The sequence below is a fragment of the Streptomyces sp. NPDC127197 genome (genome assembly GCF_042672405.1).
GTDB lineage: Bacteria > Actinomycetota > Actinomycetes > Streptomycetales > Streptomycetaceae > Streptomyces > Streptomyces flavusporus.
Map to the genome: position 1 here is coordinate 491818 of NZ_JBHXVG010000003.1, position 15770 is coordinate 507587.

At 69.0% G+C, this 15770-nt stretch carries 11 protein-coding genes and 1 rRNA gene; 5 read left to right on the forward strand and 7 right to left on the reverse strand.

Annotation, left to right across the window (positions count from 1 at the left end; translation table 11 throughout):
• Nucleotides 1–8: 8 nt before the first annotated feature.
• The 4 genes from ACFVJQ_RS07385 to ACFVJQ_RS07400 form a co-directional block, all read right to left on the reverse strand.
• Nucleotides 9–758: an MIP/aquaporin family protein gene (locus ACFVJQ_RS07385; RefSeq protein WP_385781620.1), complete on the reverse strand. Its 750-nt coding sequence runs from the start codon at nt 756–758 to the stop codon at nt 9–11.
• 414 nt (nt 759–1172) lie between these two features.
• Entirely contained in the window at nt 1173–2825 is a 1653-nt protein-coding gene (locus ACFVJQ_RS07390) for an EAL domain-containing protein (RefSeq protein ID WP_385781623.1), read from the reverse strand.
• 211 nt (nt 2826–3036) lie between these two features.
• Entirely contained in the window at nt 3037–4227 is a 1191-nt protein-coding gene (locus ACFVJQ_RS07395) for a lipid-transfer protein (RefSeq protein WP_385781626.1), read from the reverse strand.
• The gene (locus tag ACFVJQ_RS07400; protein WP_385781662.1) at nt 4224–4649 is read right to left on the reverse strand and encodes a Zn-ribbon domain-containing OB-fold protein; all 426 of its coding nucleotides are present in this window, start codon (nt 4647–4649) and stop codon (nt 4224–4226) included. Before ACFVJQ_RS07400 ends, ACFVJQ_RS07395 begins: the two co-directional genes overlap by 4 nt.
• A 154-nt stretch (nt 4650–4803) precedes the next feature.
• On the opposite strand from ACFVJQ_RS07400, the gene ACFVJQ_RS07405 reads away from it, so the two are divergent.
• The gene (locus ACFVJQ_RS07405) at nt 4804–5613 is read left to right on the forward strand and encodes a M15 family metallopeptidase (protein WP_385511295.1); all 810 of its coding nucleotides are present in this window, start codon (nt 4804–4806) and stop codon (nt 5611–5613) included.
• Nucleotides 5614–5660: 47 nt separating this feature from the next.
• The gene (locus ACFVJQ_RS07410; protein ID WP_385511293.1) at nt 5661–6197 is read left to right on the forward strand and encodes an NUDIX domain-containing protein; all 537 of its coding nucleotides are present in this window, start codon (nt 5661–5663) and stop codon (nt 6195–6197) included.
• Nucleotides 6198–6199: 2 nt separating this feature from the next.
• On the opposite strand, the gene ACFVJQ_RS07415 is transcribed toward ACFVJQ_RS07410, so the two are convergent.
• The gene (locus ACFVJQ_RS07415; RefSeq protein WP_385781629.1) at nt 6200–8566 is read right to left on the reverse strand and encodes a glycoside hydrolase family 31 protein; all 2367 of its coding nucleotides are present in this window, start codon (nt 8564–8566) and stop codon (nt 6200–6202) included.
• A gap of 214 nt (nt 8567–8780) precedes the next feature.
• On the opposite strand from ACFVJQ_RS07415, the gene ACFVJQ_RS07420 reads away from it, so the two are divergent.
• Nucleotides 8781–10748 (forward strand): acetoacetate--CoA ligase, encoded by a 1968-nt coding sequence (locus ACFVJQ_RS07420; protein WP_385511291.1) that lies wholly within the window; start codon nt 8781–8783, stop codon nt 10746–10748.
• Nucleotides 10749–10947: 199 nt separating this feature from the next.
• Nucleotides 10948–11841, forward strand: coding sequence for a hypothetical protein (locus ACFVJQ_RS07425; protein WP_385781632.1), 894 nt, complete (start codon nt 10948–10950; stop codon nt 11839–11841).
• A 75-nt stretch (nt 11842–11916) separates the two neighbouring features.
• Here ACFVJQ_RS07425 and ptsP read toward each other — a convergent pair whose 3' ends face one another.
• Complete coding sequence (gene ptsP, locus ACFVJQ_RS07430; protein ID WP_385781635.1) at nt 11917–13587, reverse strand: phosphoenolpyruvate--protein phosphotransferase; 1671 nt, start codon at nt 13585–13587, stop codon at nt 11917–11919.
• Nucleotides 13588–13667: 80 nt separating this feature from the next.
• Nucleotides 13668–14117, reverse strand: a complete 450-nt coding sequence (locus tag ACFVJQ_RS07435) for a PTS glucose transporter subunit IIA (RefSeq protein ID WP_385511287.1) — start codon at nt 14115–14117, stop codon at nt 13668–13670.
• A gap of 549 nt (nt 14118–14666) precedes the next feature.
• On the opposite strand from ACFVJQ_RS07435, the gene ACFVJQ_RS07440 reads away from it, so the two are divergent.
• Nucleotides 14667–15770: ribosomal RNA gene (locus ACFVJQ_RS07440) — 16S ribosomal RNA — on the forward strand; the annotation flags it as partial.

Here is a 15770-nt window from a genome sequence, read left to right on the forward strand (position 1 = left end):
GGCTCGGTTCAGAAGGCTGCGTTGTAGATGAGGCCCGCGAGTACTCCTCCGACGAGCGGGCCGGCGACCGGGATCCAGGCGTAACCCCAGTCGGAGGTGCCCTTGTTCGGGATCGGCAGGAAGGTGTGCACAATGCGCGGGCCGAGATCGCGCGCGGGGTTGATCGCATAGCCGGTGGGCCCGCCGAGGGAGAGACCTATGCCGACGACCAGCAGCGAGACGATCAGCACGGTGGTTCCGGATTCACCGAGCCCCTCGGTCAGTCCGAAGGCGAGGATCGGCAGGACCAGCGCAATGGTCGCGATGATCTCTGTGATGAGGTTCGCGAGCGGATTCCGGATCTCCGGGATGGTGGAGAAGATGCCCAGGGTCGGAGTCGGTTCGTCAGCCGTGCCCTCGGTCGTGCCGGACGTACGGACATTGGCCTGGAACTGGGCGAGATACACCAGGTAGGCGAGGACGGCGCCGAGCATGGCACCGATGATCTGGCCCAGCAGATAGACCCAGACCTTGCCCCACTCGCCGGTGTCGACGGCGATGCCGAGGGTGACGGCCGGATTGAGATGCCCGCCCGACAGGGGAGCGGCGGTGTAGGCGCCCGCCAGGACGCCGAAACCCCAGCCGAAGGCGATCACGATCCACCCCGAGGCCCGCGCCTTGGAGTATCTGAGGGTGACGGCGGCGCAGACACCGGCCCCGAACAGGATGAGGATCGCGGTACCGATGATCTCGCCGACGAAGATGTCTCCGTTGCTCATGGCGGCTCCTAGGCGCTGGCCCGGAGTGATCGACCCCGGTCCTCCGTGCAGGGTGCGTGTCCCGTTGCTCACGTGCCGACGTCAGCCGAAGGCAGGGAGGGTTCCGCGCCCCGCCCGGCGTCCGTGACGAGCGTGCCGTGGCAGCCGAATCACCCGTGGGGGAGCGGGCCTTGGCTCGGAGGGCCCATGCGGCGCATTGCCGTAATACGCCGAGAATGTACGGCGATGTCGACTGACACCGGGAAGTGTTCACCGGCGCCCAAGGGGCGTCAAGGTCGCCGACAGCAACGGTTCAGAGCCCGCGTACGCGCGCCGGCCCACCGTCCACGCTGACTCGCTGTGCAGCAGGGCTCGGCACCGACCGGCGCGACCCCCGGGACCGGTGCCGCAACCGGCCCGCGCCGGGCCGACCGCTCACCCCCGCCCCGGATCCCCCACCGCGCACCCCGCCTGGCTCGCCGCCGACTCCGAACCGCGCCGGATCTCGTGCCCGGATGTCCCTGCGCGGCCCAGCACCCAACTCGCGCCGTTCAGCGACTTCGCAGCCTTCTTGAGTGGCGCCAGCCAGGCGGCCGCCTGCCGGTGATCCGTCACGCTTCCGGGCGCGCACAGCACCGTGGCGAGGGACAACGTCACCGGGCGCCCACCCGCCGACCAGGGCGTGTCCAGGACCGAGGCGGCGAGCGGATCCAGCCCTTCCGGGTCGGCCAGCACCAGGAAGTCGTCCCCGCCGATGTGTCCCACGCGGGTGCTGCCGGACGCCGCGAGCTGCAGCGCCCGCCCCACCGACCGGATCAGCTCGTCGCCGGCCGCGAACCCCGCTCCGTCGTTCACCTGCTTGAAGTGGTCGACATCCAGCCAGCTGAGCGCGAACGTCCGCCCGTCCGCGATCCGCCGGTCCACCTCACCGGTGATCGCGTCCGAACCGGGCAGCCGGGTCAGCGGATTGAGCCCGGCCGCCTCCTCGACGCGGGTCTCGGCCAGCGCCCGCACGAGGTCCGCCAGTCGCACGACACCCACGCACCGGCCGTATGCATCCACGACGGCCACGTCGTCCGAGGTGCGGTCCCGGCCGCCGTCCGCCACCACGTCCAGCACTTCCCACGCGGTGGCATCGACCCCCACAGTCCGCGGCGGATCGCCCAGCTTCGCCGCGGGCCGGTCGGCGTACAAGGCGTGTCCGTAGCGGCCTGACATCGACAGCAGGAAGCGCGAACGGTGCACGGACCGCACCGGCACCCCCTCCCCGTCCACGAGCAACACGCCGGACACCTCCGGCGAGCCGGTCAGCAGTGCCCGCACCTGGGCCGCGGACGCGTGCGCGGGCAGCAGCGCGGCAGGCCGGACGAACTCGCGCACCAGTGGGCCCGAACGCGCCGGTGCCTCGACCCCGGCGGAGCGGAGCGGAACGTATACATCCACTGTGGGCAGCCTGGCCGGCGGTGCGAACAGCTCACCCTGGGCCAGCTGCGCCCCGGCCGCCAGCGCTGCCGCGCACTGGAATTCGGTCTCCACCCCCTCCACGGACAGCAGCGCCCCCACCTCGTCGCACAGCGTCCGCATCGCCCTCACCGCTGCCGCCCGCGCCAGCAGGGACGCGTCGAGCTTCACCAGGTCGGGGGCGATGTCCGTGAGCAGCCGCAGCGGTACGTCGCCGTCTCCGACACCGTCCGCGCTGATCCGGAAGCCCTGCTCGCGCAGCGCGGTGACCGCCTCCAGCAGGGCCCGTTGTGGCACATGCGTGTACGGCGGGCAGACGTCGATCGTCACCTCCCACGGCATCCGGCCCACCGCGCGCACGGCATCGTGCAGCGAGGCGAGACCGCCCAGGTCGGCCAGGGTGCCGGCGAACACGTTCACATGCAGCGGCAGCAGCGTCTCCTTGCGAACCGCCGCGCGGAGCCCCAACACGGCCAACTGACCGTCGAGTTCGGGGTCCCGACGGGCCTCGGCCAGGACATCGCCGGCCTCCGGACGGGCGAGGATCTCCAGGGCCGCGATCCCGCCGGTGGACAGGTTGACCACCGGTTGGAAAGCGAAGCGGAGCGTATCCGACCAGGAGTGCACGGGAGCATGATGGCGCTGCCGGAGCGCGCAGAGGCCCGGTTCATGAGACGTTCACGCAGGATTCCGGGCCGATCACGCAGCGTACGAAAAGCCAGCCACCAGCCTTGCCGAGCCGCTGAAGCCGCACGCATACGTTCGACTCGGTGACCTCCGTGCGCCATGCCGTCGGCGTGCGTACTGCGGTCGGTCGCACCGTGGACACGCCTGCTGCTCACCGAACTGCGATCACCGCAGATCCGTGCCCGAACAGGCCCTGGTTGGCCGTGATCCCCACGCGCGCCGCGGCAACCTGCCGGTCACCTGCATGCCCCCTCAACTGCCAGGTGACCTCGCAGATCTGCGCGATAGCCTGGGCCGGAACCGCCTCCCCGAACGAGGCCAGCCCACCGCTCACGTTCACCGGTATTCGCCCGCCCGGTGCCGTCACGCCGTCCCGCAACAGTTTCGCACCCTCGCCCGCGCCGCACAGCCCCAGATCCTCGTACCACTGCAACTCCAGGGCTGTGGACAGGTCGTACACCTCGGCTACGGACAGGTCCTCCGGGCCTGTGCCTGCCTCCTCGTAGGCCGCACGCGCGATGGACGCCCGGAACGGCTCGGTGGCGCACTCGGCTGCCGCAGCGGAGTCCGTCGCGATGTCCGGCAGGTCCAGCACCGTGTTGGGGTAGTGCGGAGTCACCGTGGACACCGCCCGGATCCGCACCGGCCGGTCCACCCCCTGCCGCCGCGCGAACTCCATGCTGGACAGCACCAGCGCCGCCCCGCCGTCCGAGGTCGCGCAGATATCGAGCAGCCGCAGCGGATCGGCGACCACCGGAGAGGCGGCGACGTCCTCCGCGGTGACCCTCTTGCGGTAGCGCGCGTTCGGATTCAGCGCACCCAGGGCGGCGTTCTTCACCTTGACCTGTGCGAAGTCCTCCAAGGTGTCCCCGTGGACGGCCATCCTTCGCCGTGCGTAGAGCCCGAAGTAGGTCGGATTGGTCGCTCCGAGCACTCTGAACCGAAGCCAGTCGGGGTCGTCGGGCCGGTCACCGCCGGCCGGCCGGAAGAACCCCTTGGGCGCGGCATCGGCGCCCACCACGAGCACCACGTCCGCGAGCCCCGCGAGGATCTGGGCCCGCGCGCTGTACACGGCCTGTGCCCCTGATGCGCACGCCGCGTACACGCTGGTCACCCGCGCCCCCTGCCAGCCCAGCGCCCTGGCGAACGTCGCCCCGGCCACATACCCCGGATAGCCGCCGCGCACGGTGTCCGCGCCGACGATCGAGCCGACCTGCCGCCAGTCCAGCCCGGCGTCGGCGAGGGCCGCGCGGGCCGCCGCCGCTCCGTACTCGACGAAACTGCGCCCCCACTTGCCCCATGGGTGCATGCCGGCCCCGAGCACCGCCACGTCTCCCGTCACTTCGTCACCCCCCTAGGCCGCCAGTTCCATGTCGTCCAGATCGTCTCCGCGTCCTCGTGCAGCACGCCGGGAGCGACCTCCACTTCCATGCCCACCGCCAGGTCGGCGACGGTCACTCCGGGAACTGCCTGTCCCAGGACCACGATCCGCTCGGACTCCAGCTCTACAGCGATCAACGTGTACGGCTCCCACGGAAGTTCCGGATCGGTCACATACGGTGACGGGGGCCGGTACCGGCTGTCCGTGTACGACCAGATGCGGCCCCGGCGCGAGAGGGGCACTTCCTGCAGAGCCCCGCCGGAACACCCGGGGTTGCGGCAATGGGCGTCCTCACGCGGAAAGAAGACCGCGGCGCAGGCCGAGCAGCGCGTGCCCAGGAGACGGAAGCCGTCCCCGTCGCCGGTGAACCATCCGGCCACCACGGGTGTGCGTGTACGCAATGGTCCTCCCGCACGGCAAGCAGAACTGACGGACCGTCAGGAGTCTGCCACGACAAGCTCGTCCCGTCACCCGATCGGAGCGCACTGCCCCCTACCGCTTCCCGGACGCCGATGTCTCCGGCAGCATGTAGGAGACATGACACGACTTTCCCTGGTGGTCTGTGGCCTGATCACCTCATTCGCCGCCGCGCTGGCTCTGAACACCGCCTCCGTCACCGCCCAGGCGAAGACCGAGCCCAAGGCACCCGACGGCTTCGTCGCACTGCGCACCGTGGACCGGACGATCATTCAGGAGATGCGCTACTTCACCCCGCACAATTTCGTGGGCGAGCGCATCGACGGCTACCGGCAGCCCCTCTGCATCCTCACCCGTCCCGCCGCCGAGGCGCTCCACGAGGCCCAGGCGACCTTGTTGCGCCAGGGCTACACCCTGAAGGTCTACGACTGCTACCGGCCACAGCGAGCCGTGAACCACTTCGTCCGCTGGGCCAAGGACCTCGATGACCAGGCCATGAAGAACGAGTTCTATCCGAACGTCGACAAGACCCGCCTGTTCGCGGACGGCTACATCGCCGAGAAGTCCGGCCACAGCCGCGGCTCCACCGTGGATCTCACGATCGTGAAGCTCCCGGCCAGGCCGACCCGGCCCTACGTACCCGGAGAACCCCTCGTGCCCTGTTACGCACCCCAGAGCGAGCGTTTCCCCGACAACACCATCGACATGGGCACCGGATTCGACTGCTTCGACACCCTCTCCCACACCCTCGACCCGCGCATCCAGGGCGAGCAGCGGGCCAACCGGCTCTTGCTCAAGAACGTCCTGGAAGACCTCGGATTCGTGAACCTGGCCGAGGAATGGTGGCACTACACGTACAAGCCCGAGCCTTACCCGGACACCTACTTCGACTTCCCCGTGTCGGCGAAGTCGCTCGCCCACGACCACTGAGCGGCCTGGGGGAGACGCCCTCTCCAAGATCGGCTACAGTCCGCCGCGTGTCCGAGACTCACCACCCCATCCCCAACCCCGTGTCGAATTCCCACTGTTCGAGCTGCGGATCGCCCTACGGAGAGGGCGTCTCCGGCTGGCCCCGCACCTGCCCGGCCTGCGGCACCGTCGCGTACCGCAATCCACTCCCGGTGGCGGTCGCCCTCCAGCCGGTCTACGACACCAAGGGCACCGCTCTGGTCGTCGTCACCCGAACCGTGGCCCCCGCGCGTGGGGGCATCGCATTGCCCGGCGGATACATCGACGACCGTGAGGACTGGCGGCACGCCGTCGTCCGAGAGCTCAAGGAGGAGACGGGCATCGAGGCGGCGAGCCGCGACGTACGGCTTGTCGACGCGATGAGCTCGCCCGACGGCCATCTGCTGCTGTTCGGTGTTCTTCCGGAACGTCCCGCCGGCAGCCTCCCGGAGCCGGCTGCCACTGACGAGACGGAGGGCTGGCACCTCCTGCGCAGGCCCGAGGAACTCGCCTTCCCCTTGCACACGCTCGCTGTCCGAGCCTGGTTCGAGGGCAGGTACGTCTGACGTCAGCGGTCCCCGAGCCCGCGTACACGCACCGGGTGGGGCGGCTCGCTCATGCGGTCGGCATCCTCCCGCTCGACGACCACCCGCGAGCCCTCCCAACGCACGGCATACCGCTCGGTCTCCGATTCCTCCCACCCGTTGCCGACGTCCGGGACGACCAGCCCGCCTCCACCGCGTCCCGGAGCGGGAGCCCACACCTCCAGCTCCAGTGCGCCGTCATCCCCGCGCACAGGGAGGACGGAACCCGCGCGCGCGAGCACCGGAATCCGCGACAAAGGGGCTTCGACGAGAACCTGCGCGGGCCCCTCGTACGTCTGCTCCGTGGCCGTGTCGTACCAGAGCCCCAGCGGCAGCTGCACGGCACGCCGGTCCGCGCCGGGATCGAGCACGGGCGCCACCAGTAGGCAGTCGCCCAGCAGGAAGGCGTCCTCGCAGTCCCGCAGAGCCCGGTCCTCGGGCGCGCCCCACCACAGCGGCCGCACATAGGGCGCCCCTGTACGGCGGGCCAGGTGCGCCAGCGTCAGAAAGTACGGCAGGAGCCGCCGGCGTTCGACGAGCGCCACGCGCGCATGCTCCAGCACCTCGGCACCGAACTCCCACGGCTCCCTGCGCCCCGCTCGCAGACTCGCATGGGTGCGGAACAGCGGCAGGTACGCTCCGAACTGGAACCAGCGCAGATACAGCTCGGGCGACGGACTCCCGTCGAAGCCGCCCACGTCCGGCCCCGAATACGGCACCCCGCACAGGCCCAGTCCCATGACCAGCGACAGTGACGCCCGCAGCCCCGGCCAGCCCGTTGCTACGTCACCGGACCAGGTACCCCCGTAGCGCTGCATGCCGACCCAGCCAGAGCGCGAGAACACAAACGGCCGCTGCTGTGGCGCCAGTTCGCGCAGCCCCTCGTATCCCGCCATCGCCATGCACAGCGCGTACACGTTGTGCGCCTCGCGATGGTCGCCGCCCCGCCCCTCCAGGGCATGCCGGGACGATCTCGGCAGGGTCGGTTCACCGAAAGCCGCGAACGACGTCGGCTCGTTCATGTCGTGCCAGAACCCGGAGAACCCCTGAGCGAGCCGCTCCGCATAGAGGCCACTCCACCACGCACGCACGCGCGCGTGCGTGAAGTCCGGGTACACCACCTCGCCCGGCCACACCACGCCCCGTACCAGCTCCCCCGAGCCGTCCCGCACAAACGCGTCCTCCGCCGACCCGCTGTCGTACACGTCGTTGCCCGGCTCGGCCTTCACCGCCGGATCGACGATGGACACCAGCCGGATCCCGTCCCGCCGCAGCTCCTCGGCAAGCTCCGGCAACTTGGGAAAGTGCTCTCGATCCACGGTGAACACCTGGTGGGCGTCGTAGTGGTCGATGTCCAGATGAACCGCGTCGAGCGGCAGACCGTGCTCCTGATACCCCGCGACGATCCGCCGTACCTCCTGCTCACTGCCGAAGCCCCACCGCGCGTGATGGTGGCCCAGCGCCCATGCCGGCGGCAGCGCGGGCGCCCCGGTGAGCGAGGCCCAGGCAAGCAGCACGCGCGCGGGAGTGCCCACGATCACCCAGCACCGCAGCGGACCGCCGTCCATGCGCAGTTCGCTCATCCCCGCCCGGTCGTGTCCGGAACCGGCCCCCTCCTCGCCCTCCCGCAACGTGACGGTGCCGTCCCAGGTGCTGTCATGGAACACCAGATGCGAGCCCGCATCGGCCACCACGAACTGCACGGGCATCGTGATGTACAGCGGATCGTCCCCAGGCGCGAACGCGCGGCCCGGATCGGTGTTCCACAGCCGATACGTACCGTCCCGCAACCGCGGCCCGGATGCACGCCCGCCGAGCCCGAAGAAACGCGCGTCCGCCGACACCTCCGACCGCTGCAACCAACGCGCCCGGCCTCCTCCGACCGGCTCCCACCACCGCGGCGGCAGAGTGCGGCGCAGGGTCACGCCCCCCGGGGTGCGCACCTCGACAGCACCGTTCCGCGACACCACGACGGTCACCCGCTCGGCCACGACGCGCCAGCCGCCGTCCTTGTCCGGCTCCAGCACCGCGCGGGGATCGGGCTCCGGGCAGCGCCCGGCGAGCGCGTACGAGGGCTCCGGCTCCGCACCGTCCCAGCCCCAGAAGACAGCCCCGTTCACCGCGACGACGATCCGCAGCAGGGACCTGTCGAACCGCAGAGTGCCACCACCCGGCCCCGGCTCCACATCCCGCACCTGTCCGGGCACTCTCGCGCGCTCGGCACCCCGCGGCGGCAGCCCTGCGGCGTCGGCGCGCCTTCTGCGCCACGCCGCCCGAACGGTACGCAATCCCTGGGCCGCCCGCACGGAACCCACCGCCTTCACCGAACGCACCAGGTCACGACCGTCCATGCTGCTCAGCCTGCCATTGACCGGCCCATACGCGGGTGCCGTTCAACTGCCGTTCACCCGTGCCACGACCACATCTTCACGACGCGGACTATGTGGGTGGCACCCTGGTGTACAAGTCGATCACATGGCATCGTCCGTGACAGCCGCGTCACGCGCGCACCCCAGCCCGTGCGCGAGCGACGCCATACGACGCGCACAGCCCGGGAGCCGCCTCATGTCGATCGTGAACCCCCAGCCGCTCTGGCAGCCAGACCCGGAACGCATCACCCAGGCACAGATCACCAAGTTCCAGGCCTGGGCAGCCGAGCACCACGGTGCCCCGTCCGAGGGCGGCTACGCCGCGCTGCACCGCTGGTCCGTCGACGAACTCGAGACGTTCTGGGAAGCCGTCACCGAATGGTTCGACGTCCGGTTCTCGACCCCCTACGCGCGCGTGCTCGGTGATCGATCGATGCCCGGGGCGCAGTGGTTCCCCGACGCGACCCTGAACTACGCCGAGCACGCCCTGCGCGCAGCCGCGACCCGGCCGGACGAACCGGCCCTCCTGTGCGTCGACGAGACCCACGAGCCGCACCCGGTCACGTGGTCCGAGCTGCGCCGCCAGGTCGGCTCCCTTGCCGCTGAACTGCGCGCCCTCGGCGTCCGCCCAGGAGACCGCGTCAGCGGCTACCTTCCGAACATCCCGCAGGCCGTCGTCGCCTTCCTCGCCACGGCCACCGTCGGCGGCGTCTGGACGTCCTGCGCCCCCGACTTCGGCGCCCGCAGCGTCCTCGACCGCTTCCAGCAGGTCGAACCGGTGGTCCTGTTCACCGTCGACGGCTACCGTTACGGCGGAAAGCAGCACGACCGCCGGGACACCGTCGCCGAGCTGCGTCGCGAGCTGCCCACCCTGCGCGCCGTCGTCCACATCCCCCTCCTCGGCACGGAAGCACCCGACGGCGCGCTGGAATGGTCCACCCTGACGAGCGCGGACACCGACCCGCACTTCGAGCAGGTCCCCTTCGACCACCCCCTGTGGGTGCTGTACTCCTCCGGCACGACCGGCCTCCCCAAGGCCATCGTCCAGTCCCAGGGCGGCATCCTCGTCGAACACCTCAAGCAGCTCGGCCTGCACTGCGACCTCGGCCCCGAGGACCGTTTCTTCTGGTACACGTCGACCGGCTGGATGATGTGGAACTTCCTCGTCTCCGGCCTCCTGACCGGCACCACGATCGTCCTCTACGACGGCAGCCCCGGCTACCCCGACACAGGCGCCCAGTGGCGCGTCGCCGAACGCACGGCAGCCACCCTCTACGGCACCTCGGCCGCGTACGTCATGGCCTGCCGCAAGGCAGACCTGCACCCCGCACGGGACTACGACCTCTCCACAGTGCAGTGCGTCGCCACCACCGGATCGCCCTTGCCCCCCGACGGATTCCGCTGGCTCCACGACGAGGTCCGCGACGACCTGTGGATCGCTTCCGTCAGCGGCGGCACGGACGTGTGCTCCTGCTTCGCAGGAGCCGTACCGACCCTGCCCGTGTACATCGGCGAACTCCAGGCGCCCGGGCTGGGCACCGACCTGCAGTCCTGGGACCCGAGCGGCACACCCCTGATCGACGAGGTGGGCGAGCTCGTGGTCACCAACCCCATGCCGTCCATGCCGATCTACTTCTGGAACGACCCGGACGGCAGCCGCTACCACGACAGCTACTTCGACACCTACCCCGGCGTGTGGCGCCACGGCGACTGGATCACCGTCACCTCCCGAGGCTCCGTGGTCATCCACGGCCGCTCCGACTCCACCCTCAACCGGCAGGGCGTGCGCATGGGCTCGGCCGACATCTACGAAGCCGTGGAACGCCTCCCCGAGATCAAGGAATCCCTCGTCATCGGCATCGAACAGCCCGACGGCGGCTACTGGATGCCCCTGTTCGTGCACCTTGCCCCCGGAGCCACCCTCGACGAGACCCTCGTGAACCGCATCAAGCAGACCATCCGCGAGCAGCTCTCACCGCGCCACATCCCCGACGACATCATCGAGGTGCCCGGAATCCCGCACACCCTCACCGGAAAGCGCATCGAGGTCCCGGTCAAACGCCTGCTCCAGGGCACCCCCCTCGACAAGGCCGTCAACCCCGGCTCCATCGACAACCTCGAGCTGCTCCATTTCTACGAGGAGCTGGGCCGCAAGCGAGCCTGACCACCCCGCACCGCAAGCGATCAAGCACGGCTACCTCCCGTTCACCGACCACGACATCGACGTCCGAGGCCGAAGCACGCCGGCTGGCCATGCCCACTGTGACCTGCGCTGTTCGTCAGCGATCGACCATCTCGGACACCGTTGTCAGTGCGGCTGGTTACTGTGAGTGAGCATTGATCGACTGCGCACAGGGGGAAAGATGGCGCACACCGACCACCAGACCATGCGACGCGTCCTGCGCCGCGAAATCGCCGGCACCATCGGCCTGCTGACCGATGAACACGACTTCCGCGCCATGCGGCGCTACCACAGTTTCACCTTCGACGACCACAAGACCTACCTCCAGGAGGTCGAATCCCTGCTCAGGACACGCGCCTCGCAGGGCAGCCACACCACGGTGGCCCTCTTCGACCCACGGGAGTACGCCGAGTTCTGCGCGGAGCAGGGACTCGACCCCGACATCCCGGCGAGCCGCACCCGCTTCACAGCGGAACTGGCGGCCACGGGCCCCACCGTTCCCTACGAAGGCCAGACCCTCACCGACCTGGTTCCCGTACTCGTCGACGAAGCGGTCCGGCAGGCGACCTGGGAATACGCCTCGACGCTCCTGGCCCGCCTCGGCGCCTGCGCAACCTGCGGCGAGGACCTCGGCCGCGCCGCGTTCGCCCGCGCCACAAACCTCCTCGTCCGCATCCTCGACACGGCCCCGCCAGGCAACCGGCACCTCGTGTGCAGCGTCTCAGCCACGCCGGAGACCCTCGTCGCCGTCCTCCATGCAGACGACGCCGATGGCACCACGCGACTCGACGAGGCCGAAGCCCTCGAATTCAGCACCGTTCTGGCCCTGGGCATTGCCACCCAGACCCCCGGCGGACTCGTCATGCGGACCACCACTCCCGGAACCGCAGACCGCATCTACGGATGGCGCCTCCGCGGAGACGGCCTCGAACCCCTCAGCGCCGGCGAGGTCTTCGACGCCTACTGCACCGACGTCGAATCGGGAGACCTCATCGCCCCGGAATCAGGCGTCGACTACTGCGAACCACCCGACCTGGGACCGGACGGAGGACCGACCACGGAGCACCACCACTGAACACCTGACGACGAAGGGGCGCCCCACCCGCAGGTGGTGCGCCCCAGAAAAAGATCTGCCGGTGGCCGGCTCGCCCTACTCGCCGGAAAGGACCGCCTGAGCCGCGCTGCGCGCCTCCTCGGCGCTGTCCGCCGCCCGCGCAGCCGCCGCGGCGCGCTCACACTGCGCGAGCGTGTACTTCGCCAGCGTCGCCCGGACATAAGGAATCGACGCCGCACCCATGGAAAGGGAGGTGACACCCAGACCCGTCAGCACACACGCGAGCAGCGGGTCGGAAGCGGCCTCACCACAGACACCGCAGCTCTTGCCCTCGGCCCTCGCCGCCTCGGCGGACACCGCGACCAGGTCCAGCAGCGCGGGCTGCCACGGGTCCTGCAGACGGGACACGGCACCCACCTGACGGTCGGCGGCGAAGGTGTACTGCGCGAGGTCGTTGGTCCCCAGCGACAGGAACTCGACCTCCTGCAGGATCGAACGCGCCCGCAGCGCTGCTGAGGGAATCTCCACCATCGCGCCGAACTTGGCCTGCAGACCGGCCTCACGGCACGCGTCCGCGAACGCCTTGGCATCGATGCGGTCCGCCACCATCGGAGCCATCACCTCGAGGTAGACCGGCAGACCCTCGGCGGCCTTCGCGAGAGCGGTCAGCTGCGTGCGCAGCACCTGGGGGTGGTCCAGCAGCGTGCGCAGCCCACGCACACCCAGGGCCGGGTTCGGCTCGTCGGCCGGTGTCAGGAAGTCCAACGGCTTGTCCGCGCCCGCGTCCAGTACACGGACCACGACACGGCCCTCGGGAAACGCCTCGAGAACCTGTCGGTAGGCCTCGACCTGCTTCTCCTCGGAAGGAGCCTTCTTGCTGTCGTCCAGGAAGAGGAACTCGGTCCGGAACAGACCGACACCTTCGGCACCCGCCTCCACCGCGGCCGGAACGTCTGCGGGACCTCCGACGTTGGCGAGCAGCGGCACCTTGTGGCCGTCGGACGTGGCCCCCGGTCCGGTCGACGCGGCCAGCGCCGCCTTTCGCTGAGCGGCCGAAGCCTCCAGCTGCGCCTTCTTCTCGTCGCTGGGAGCCACGAAGATCTCGCCGGTGCTGCCGTCGACCGCGATGACCGTGCCCTCGGTGAGTTCACCGGCACCCGGCAGGGCCACCACGGCCGGCACACCTAGAGCCCGCGCCAGGATCGCGCTGTGGCTGGTCGGACCGCCCTCCTCGGTGACAAAACCGAGGACCAGTGTCGGGTCCAGCAGCGCAGTGTCGGCCGGCGCAAGATCGCGCGCGACGAGGACGTACGGCTCGTCGCTGTCCGGGACACCGGGCATGGGCACGCCGAGCAGCCGTGCAACGATGCGGTTCCGCACGTCATCGAGGTCGGCCACCCGGCCGGCCAGGTACTCACCGGCGCCAGCGAGGAGATCCCGGTACGCGGCGAAGGCGTCGTACACCGCGCGCTCGGCGGTGCTGCCGACGGCGATCCGCCGGTCCACGTCCGCCATCAGCTCGGGGTCCTGAGCCATCATGGCCTGCGCCTCGAGCACCGCCTGGGCTTCGCCCCCCGCCAGATTTCCGCGCGCTATCAGGTCGGCCGCCACGGCTTCCACGGCCTGGCGGGCGCGCCCCTGCTCACGCTCCGCCTCTTCCGCCGGGATCTGCTTGGCAGGCGGCTCGAGCACCGCCGTTCCCATATGCCGAACCTCGCCGATCGCCACCCCGTGGCTCACACCGACGCCTCGCAGCGTTGTCTCCATCTCACCCGTCTCCGATAGTGCGGCGCGGGTCCCGCCGCCGCGGTGGTTGTCCTACACGCCGTCTTACGACGGCATTGACGTCACTTCCAGACGAAGAGACTGTCGCCGGCCTTGACGTCGCCGTCCGTACGGAGCTCGGAGAGGGATTCGGCCGTGGCCTCCAGCGCCACAACCGGGCACACCGGCGACTTGCCGACGGCCTCGACGGCGGCAGGGTCCCAGCGCACGATGCTCTGACCGCGCGTCACGGTGTCACCCTTGTTCACGAGCACTTCGAAGCCCTCACCGTTGAGCTGCACTGTGTCGATGCCGAGGTGAGTGAGCACGCCATGCCCGTCGCCGTCCACGACGACGAAGGCGTGCGGATGGAGGGAGACGATGACTCCGTCCACGGGAGAAACGGCCTCGGAGGGCTCACGGACGGGGTCGATGGCGGTACCCGGGCCGACCATGGCCCCGGAGAAGACCGGATCCGGCACGGCGGCCAGCCCGATGGCGCGTCCGGCAATCGGGGACGTCACGGTGGTCATGGGAAGCCTCCCAGAGGTGGCGATGTATATGGGCCGTCACTGCCTGTCCCGGACGGCACACTGGTCAGCAGGGTATGTCATATGAAGTCCCGCTTCCGCATGCGAGGTCCGCTTGGCCGCCCTAGAGCACAGCACAAATCGATTTGCGCCCCCTCCGGAGCCCCGTGTAGAGTCGTACCCCTGCTTGGGACCGAGCGGCGCAACGAGCGCCTAGGCCTGGCAGCACCCAACTCGTCAGATCCTATCTCGGGGTCGCCTTCTGCATGCCCGCAGGACGGTGGTCAGAGAGACGGAAAAACACTGATAGAGTTTGGAACACCGAAGGGAAGCGCCCGGAGGAAAGCCCGAGAGGGTGAGTACGAAGGAAGCGTCCGTTCCTTGAGAACTCAACAGCGTGCCAAAAGTCAACGCCAGATATGTTGATGCCCCGTCCGTCCGGTTACGGATGGTCGAGGTTCCTTTGAAAAACACAGCGAGGACGCTGTGAACGGTCGGATCATTCCTCCGGCCGTTCCGCTCTCGTGGTGTCGACCGGATTACCGGTACACATTCACGGAGAGTTTGATCCTGGCTCAGGACGAACGCTGGCGGCGTGCTTAACACATGCAAGTCGAACGATGAAGCCCTTCGGGGTGGATTAGTGGCGAACGGGTGAGTAACACGTGGGCAATCTGCCCTGCACTCCGGGACAAGCCCTGGAAACGGGGTCTAATACCGGATATGAGCTCCCGCCGCATGGCGGGGGCTGTAAAGCTCCGGCGGTGCAGGATGAGCCCGCGGCCTATCAGCTTGTTGGTGAGGTAACGGCTCACCAAGGCGACGACGGGTAGCCGGCCTGAGAGGGCGACCGGCCACACTGGGACTGAGACACGGCCCAGACTCCTACGGGAGGCAGCAGTGGGGAATATTGCACAATGGGCGCAAGCCTGATGCAGCGACGCCGCGTGAGGGATGACGGCCTTCGGGTTGTAAACCTCTTTCAGCAGGGAAGAAGCGCAAGTGACGGTACCTGCAGAAGAAGCGCCGGCTAACTACGTGCCAGCAGCCGCGGTAATACGTAGGGCGCAAGCGTTGTCCGGAATTATTGGGCGTAAAGAGCTCGTAGGCGGCTTGTCACGTCGGGTGTGAAAGCCCGGGGCTTAACCCCGGGTCTGCATTCGATACGGGCAGGCTAGAGTTCGGTAGGGGAGATCGGAATTCCTGGTGTAGCGGTGAAATGCGCAGATATCAGGAGGAACACCGGTGGCGAAGGCGGATCTCTGGGCCGATACTGACGCTGAGGAGCGAAAGCGTGGGGAGCGAACAGGATTAGATACCCTGGTAGTCCACGCCGTAAACGGTGGGCACTAGGTGTGGGCAACATTCCACGTTGTCCGTGCCGCAGCTAACGCATTAAGTGCCCCGCCTGGGGAGTACGGCCGCAAGGCTAAAACTCAAAGGAATTGACGGGGGCCCGCACAAGCGGCGGAGCATGTGGCTTAATTCGACGCAACGCGAAGAACCTTACCAAGGCTTGACATACACCGGAAACGTCTGGAGACAGGCGCCCCCTTGTGGCCGGTGTACAGGTGGTGCATGGCTGTCGTCAGCTCGTGTCGTGAGATGTTGGGTTAAGTCCCGCAACGAGCGCAACCCTTGTCCCGTGTTGCCAGC

Bases quoted from the DNA above. Each gene is read 5' to 3' on its own strand.
- ACFVJQ_RS07415 (WP_385781629.1), bottom strand. From the start codon at position 8,566: ATGGACGGTCGTGACCTGGTGCGTTCGGTGAAGGCGGTGGGTTCCGTG.
- ACFVJQ_RS07435 (WP_385511287.1), bottom strand. From the start codon at position 14,117: ATGACCACCGTGACGTCCCCGATTGCCGGACGCGCCATCGGGCTGGCC.
- ACFVJQ_RS07405 (WP_385511295.1), top strand. From the start codon at position 4,804: ATGACACGACTTTCCCTGGTGGTCTGTGGCCTGATCACCTCATTCGCC.
- ACFVJQ_RS07385 (WP_385781620.1), bottom strand. From the start codon at position 758: ATGAGCAACGGAGACATCTTCGTCGGCGAGATCATCGGTACCGCGATC.
- ACFVJQ_RS07425 (WP_385781632.1), top strand. From the start codon at position 10,948: ATGGCGCACACCGACCACCAGACCATGCGACGCGTCCTGCGCCGCGAA.
- ptsP (WP_385781635.1), bottom strand. From the start codon at position 13,587: ATGGAGACAACGCTGCGAGGCGTCGGTGTGAGCCACGGGGTGGCGATC.
- ACFVJQ_RS07420 (WP_385511291.1), top strand. From the start codon at position 8,781: ATGTCGATCGTGAACCCCCAGCCGCTCTGGCAGCCAGACCCGGAACGC.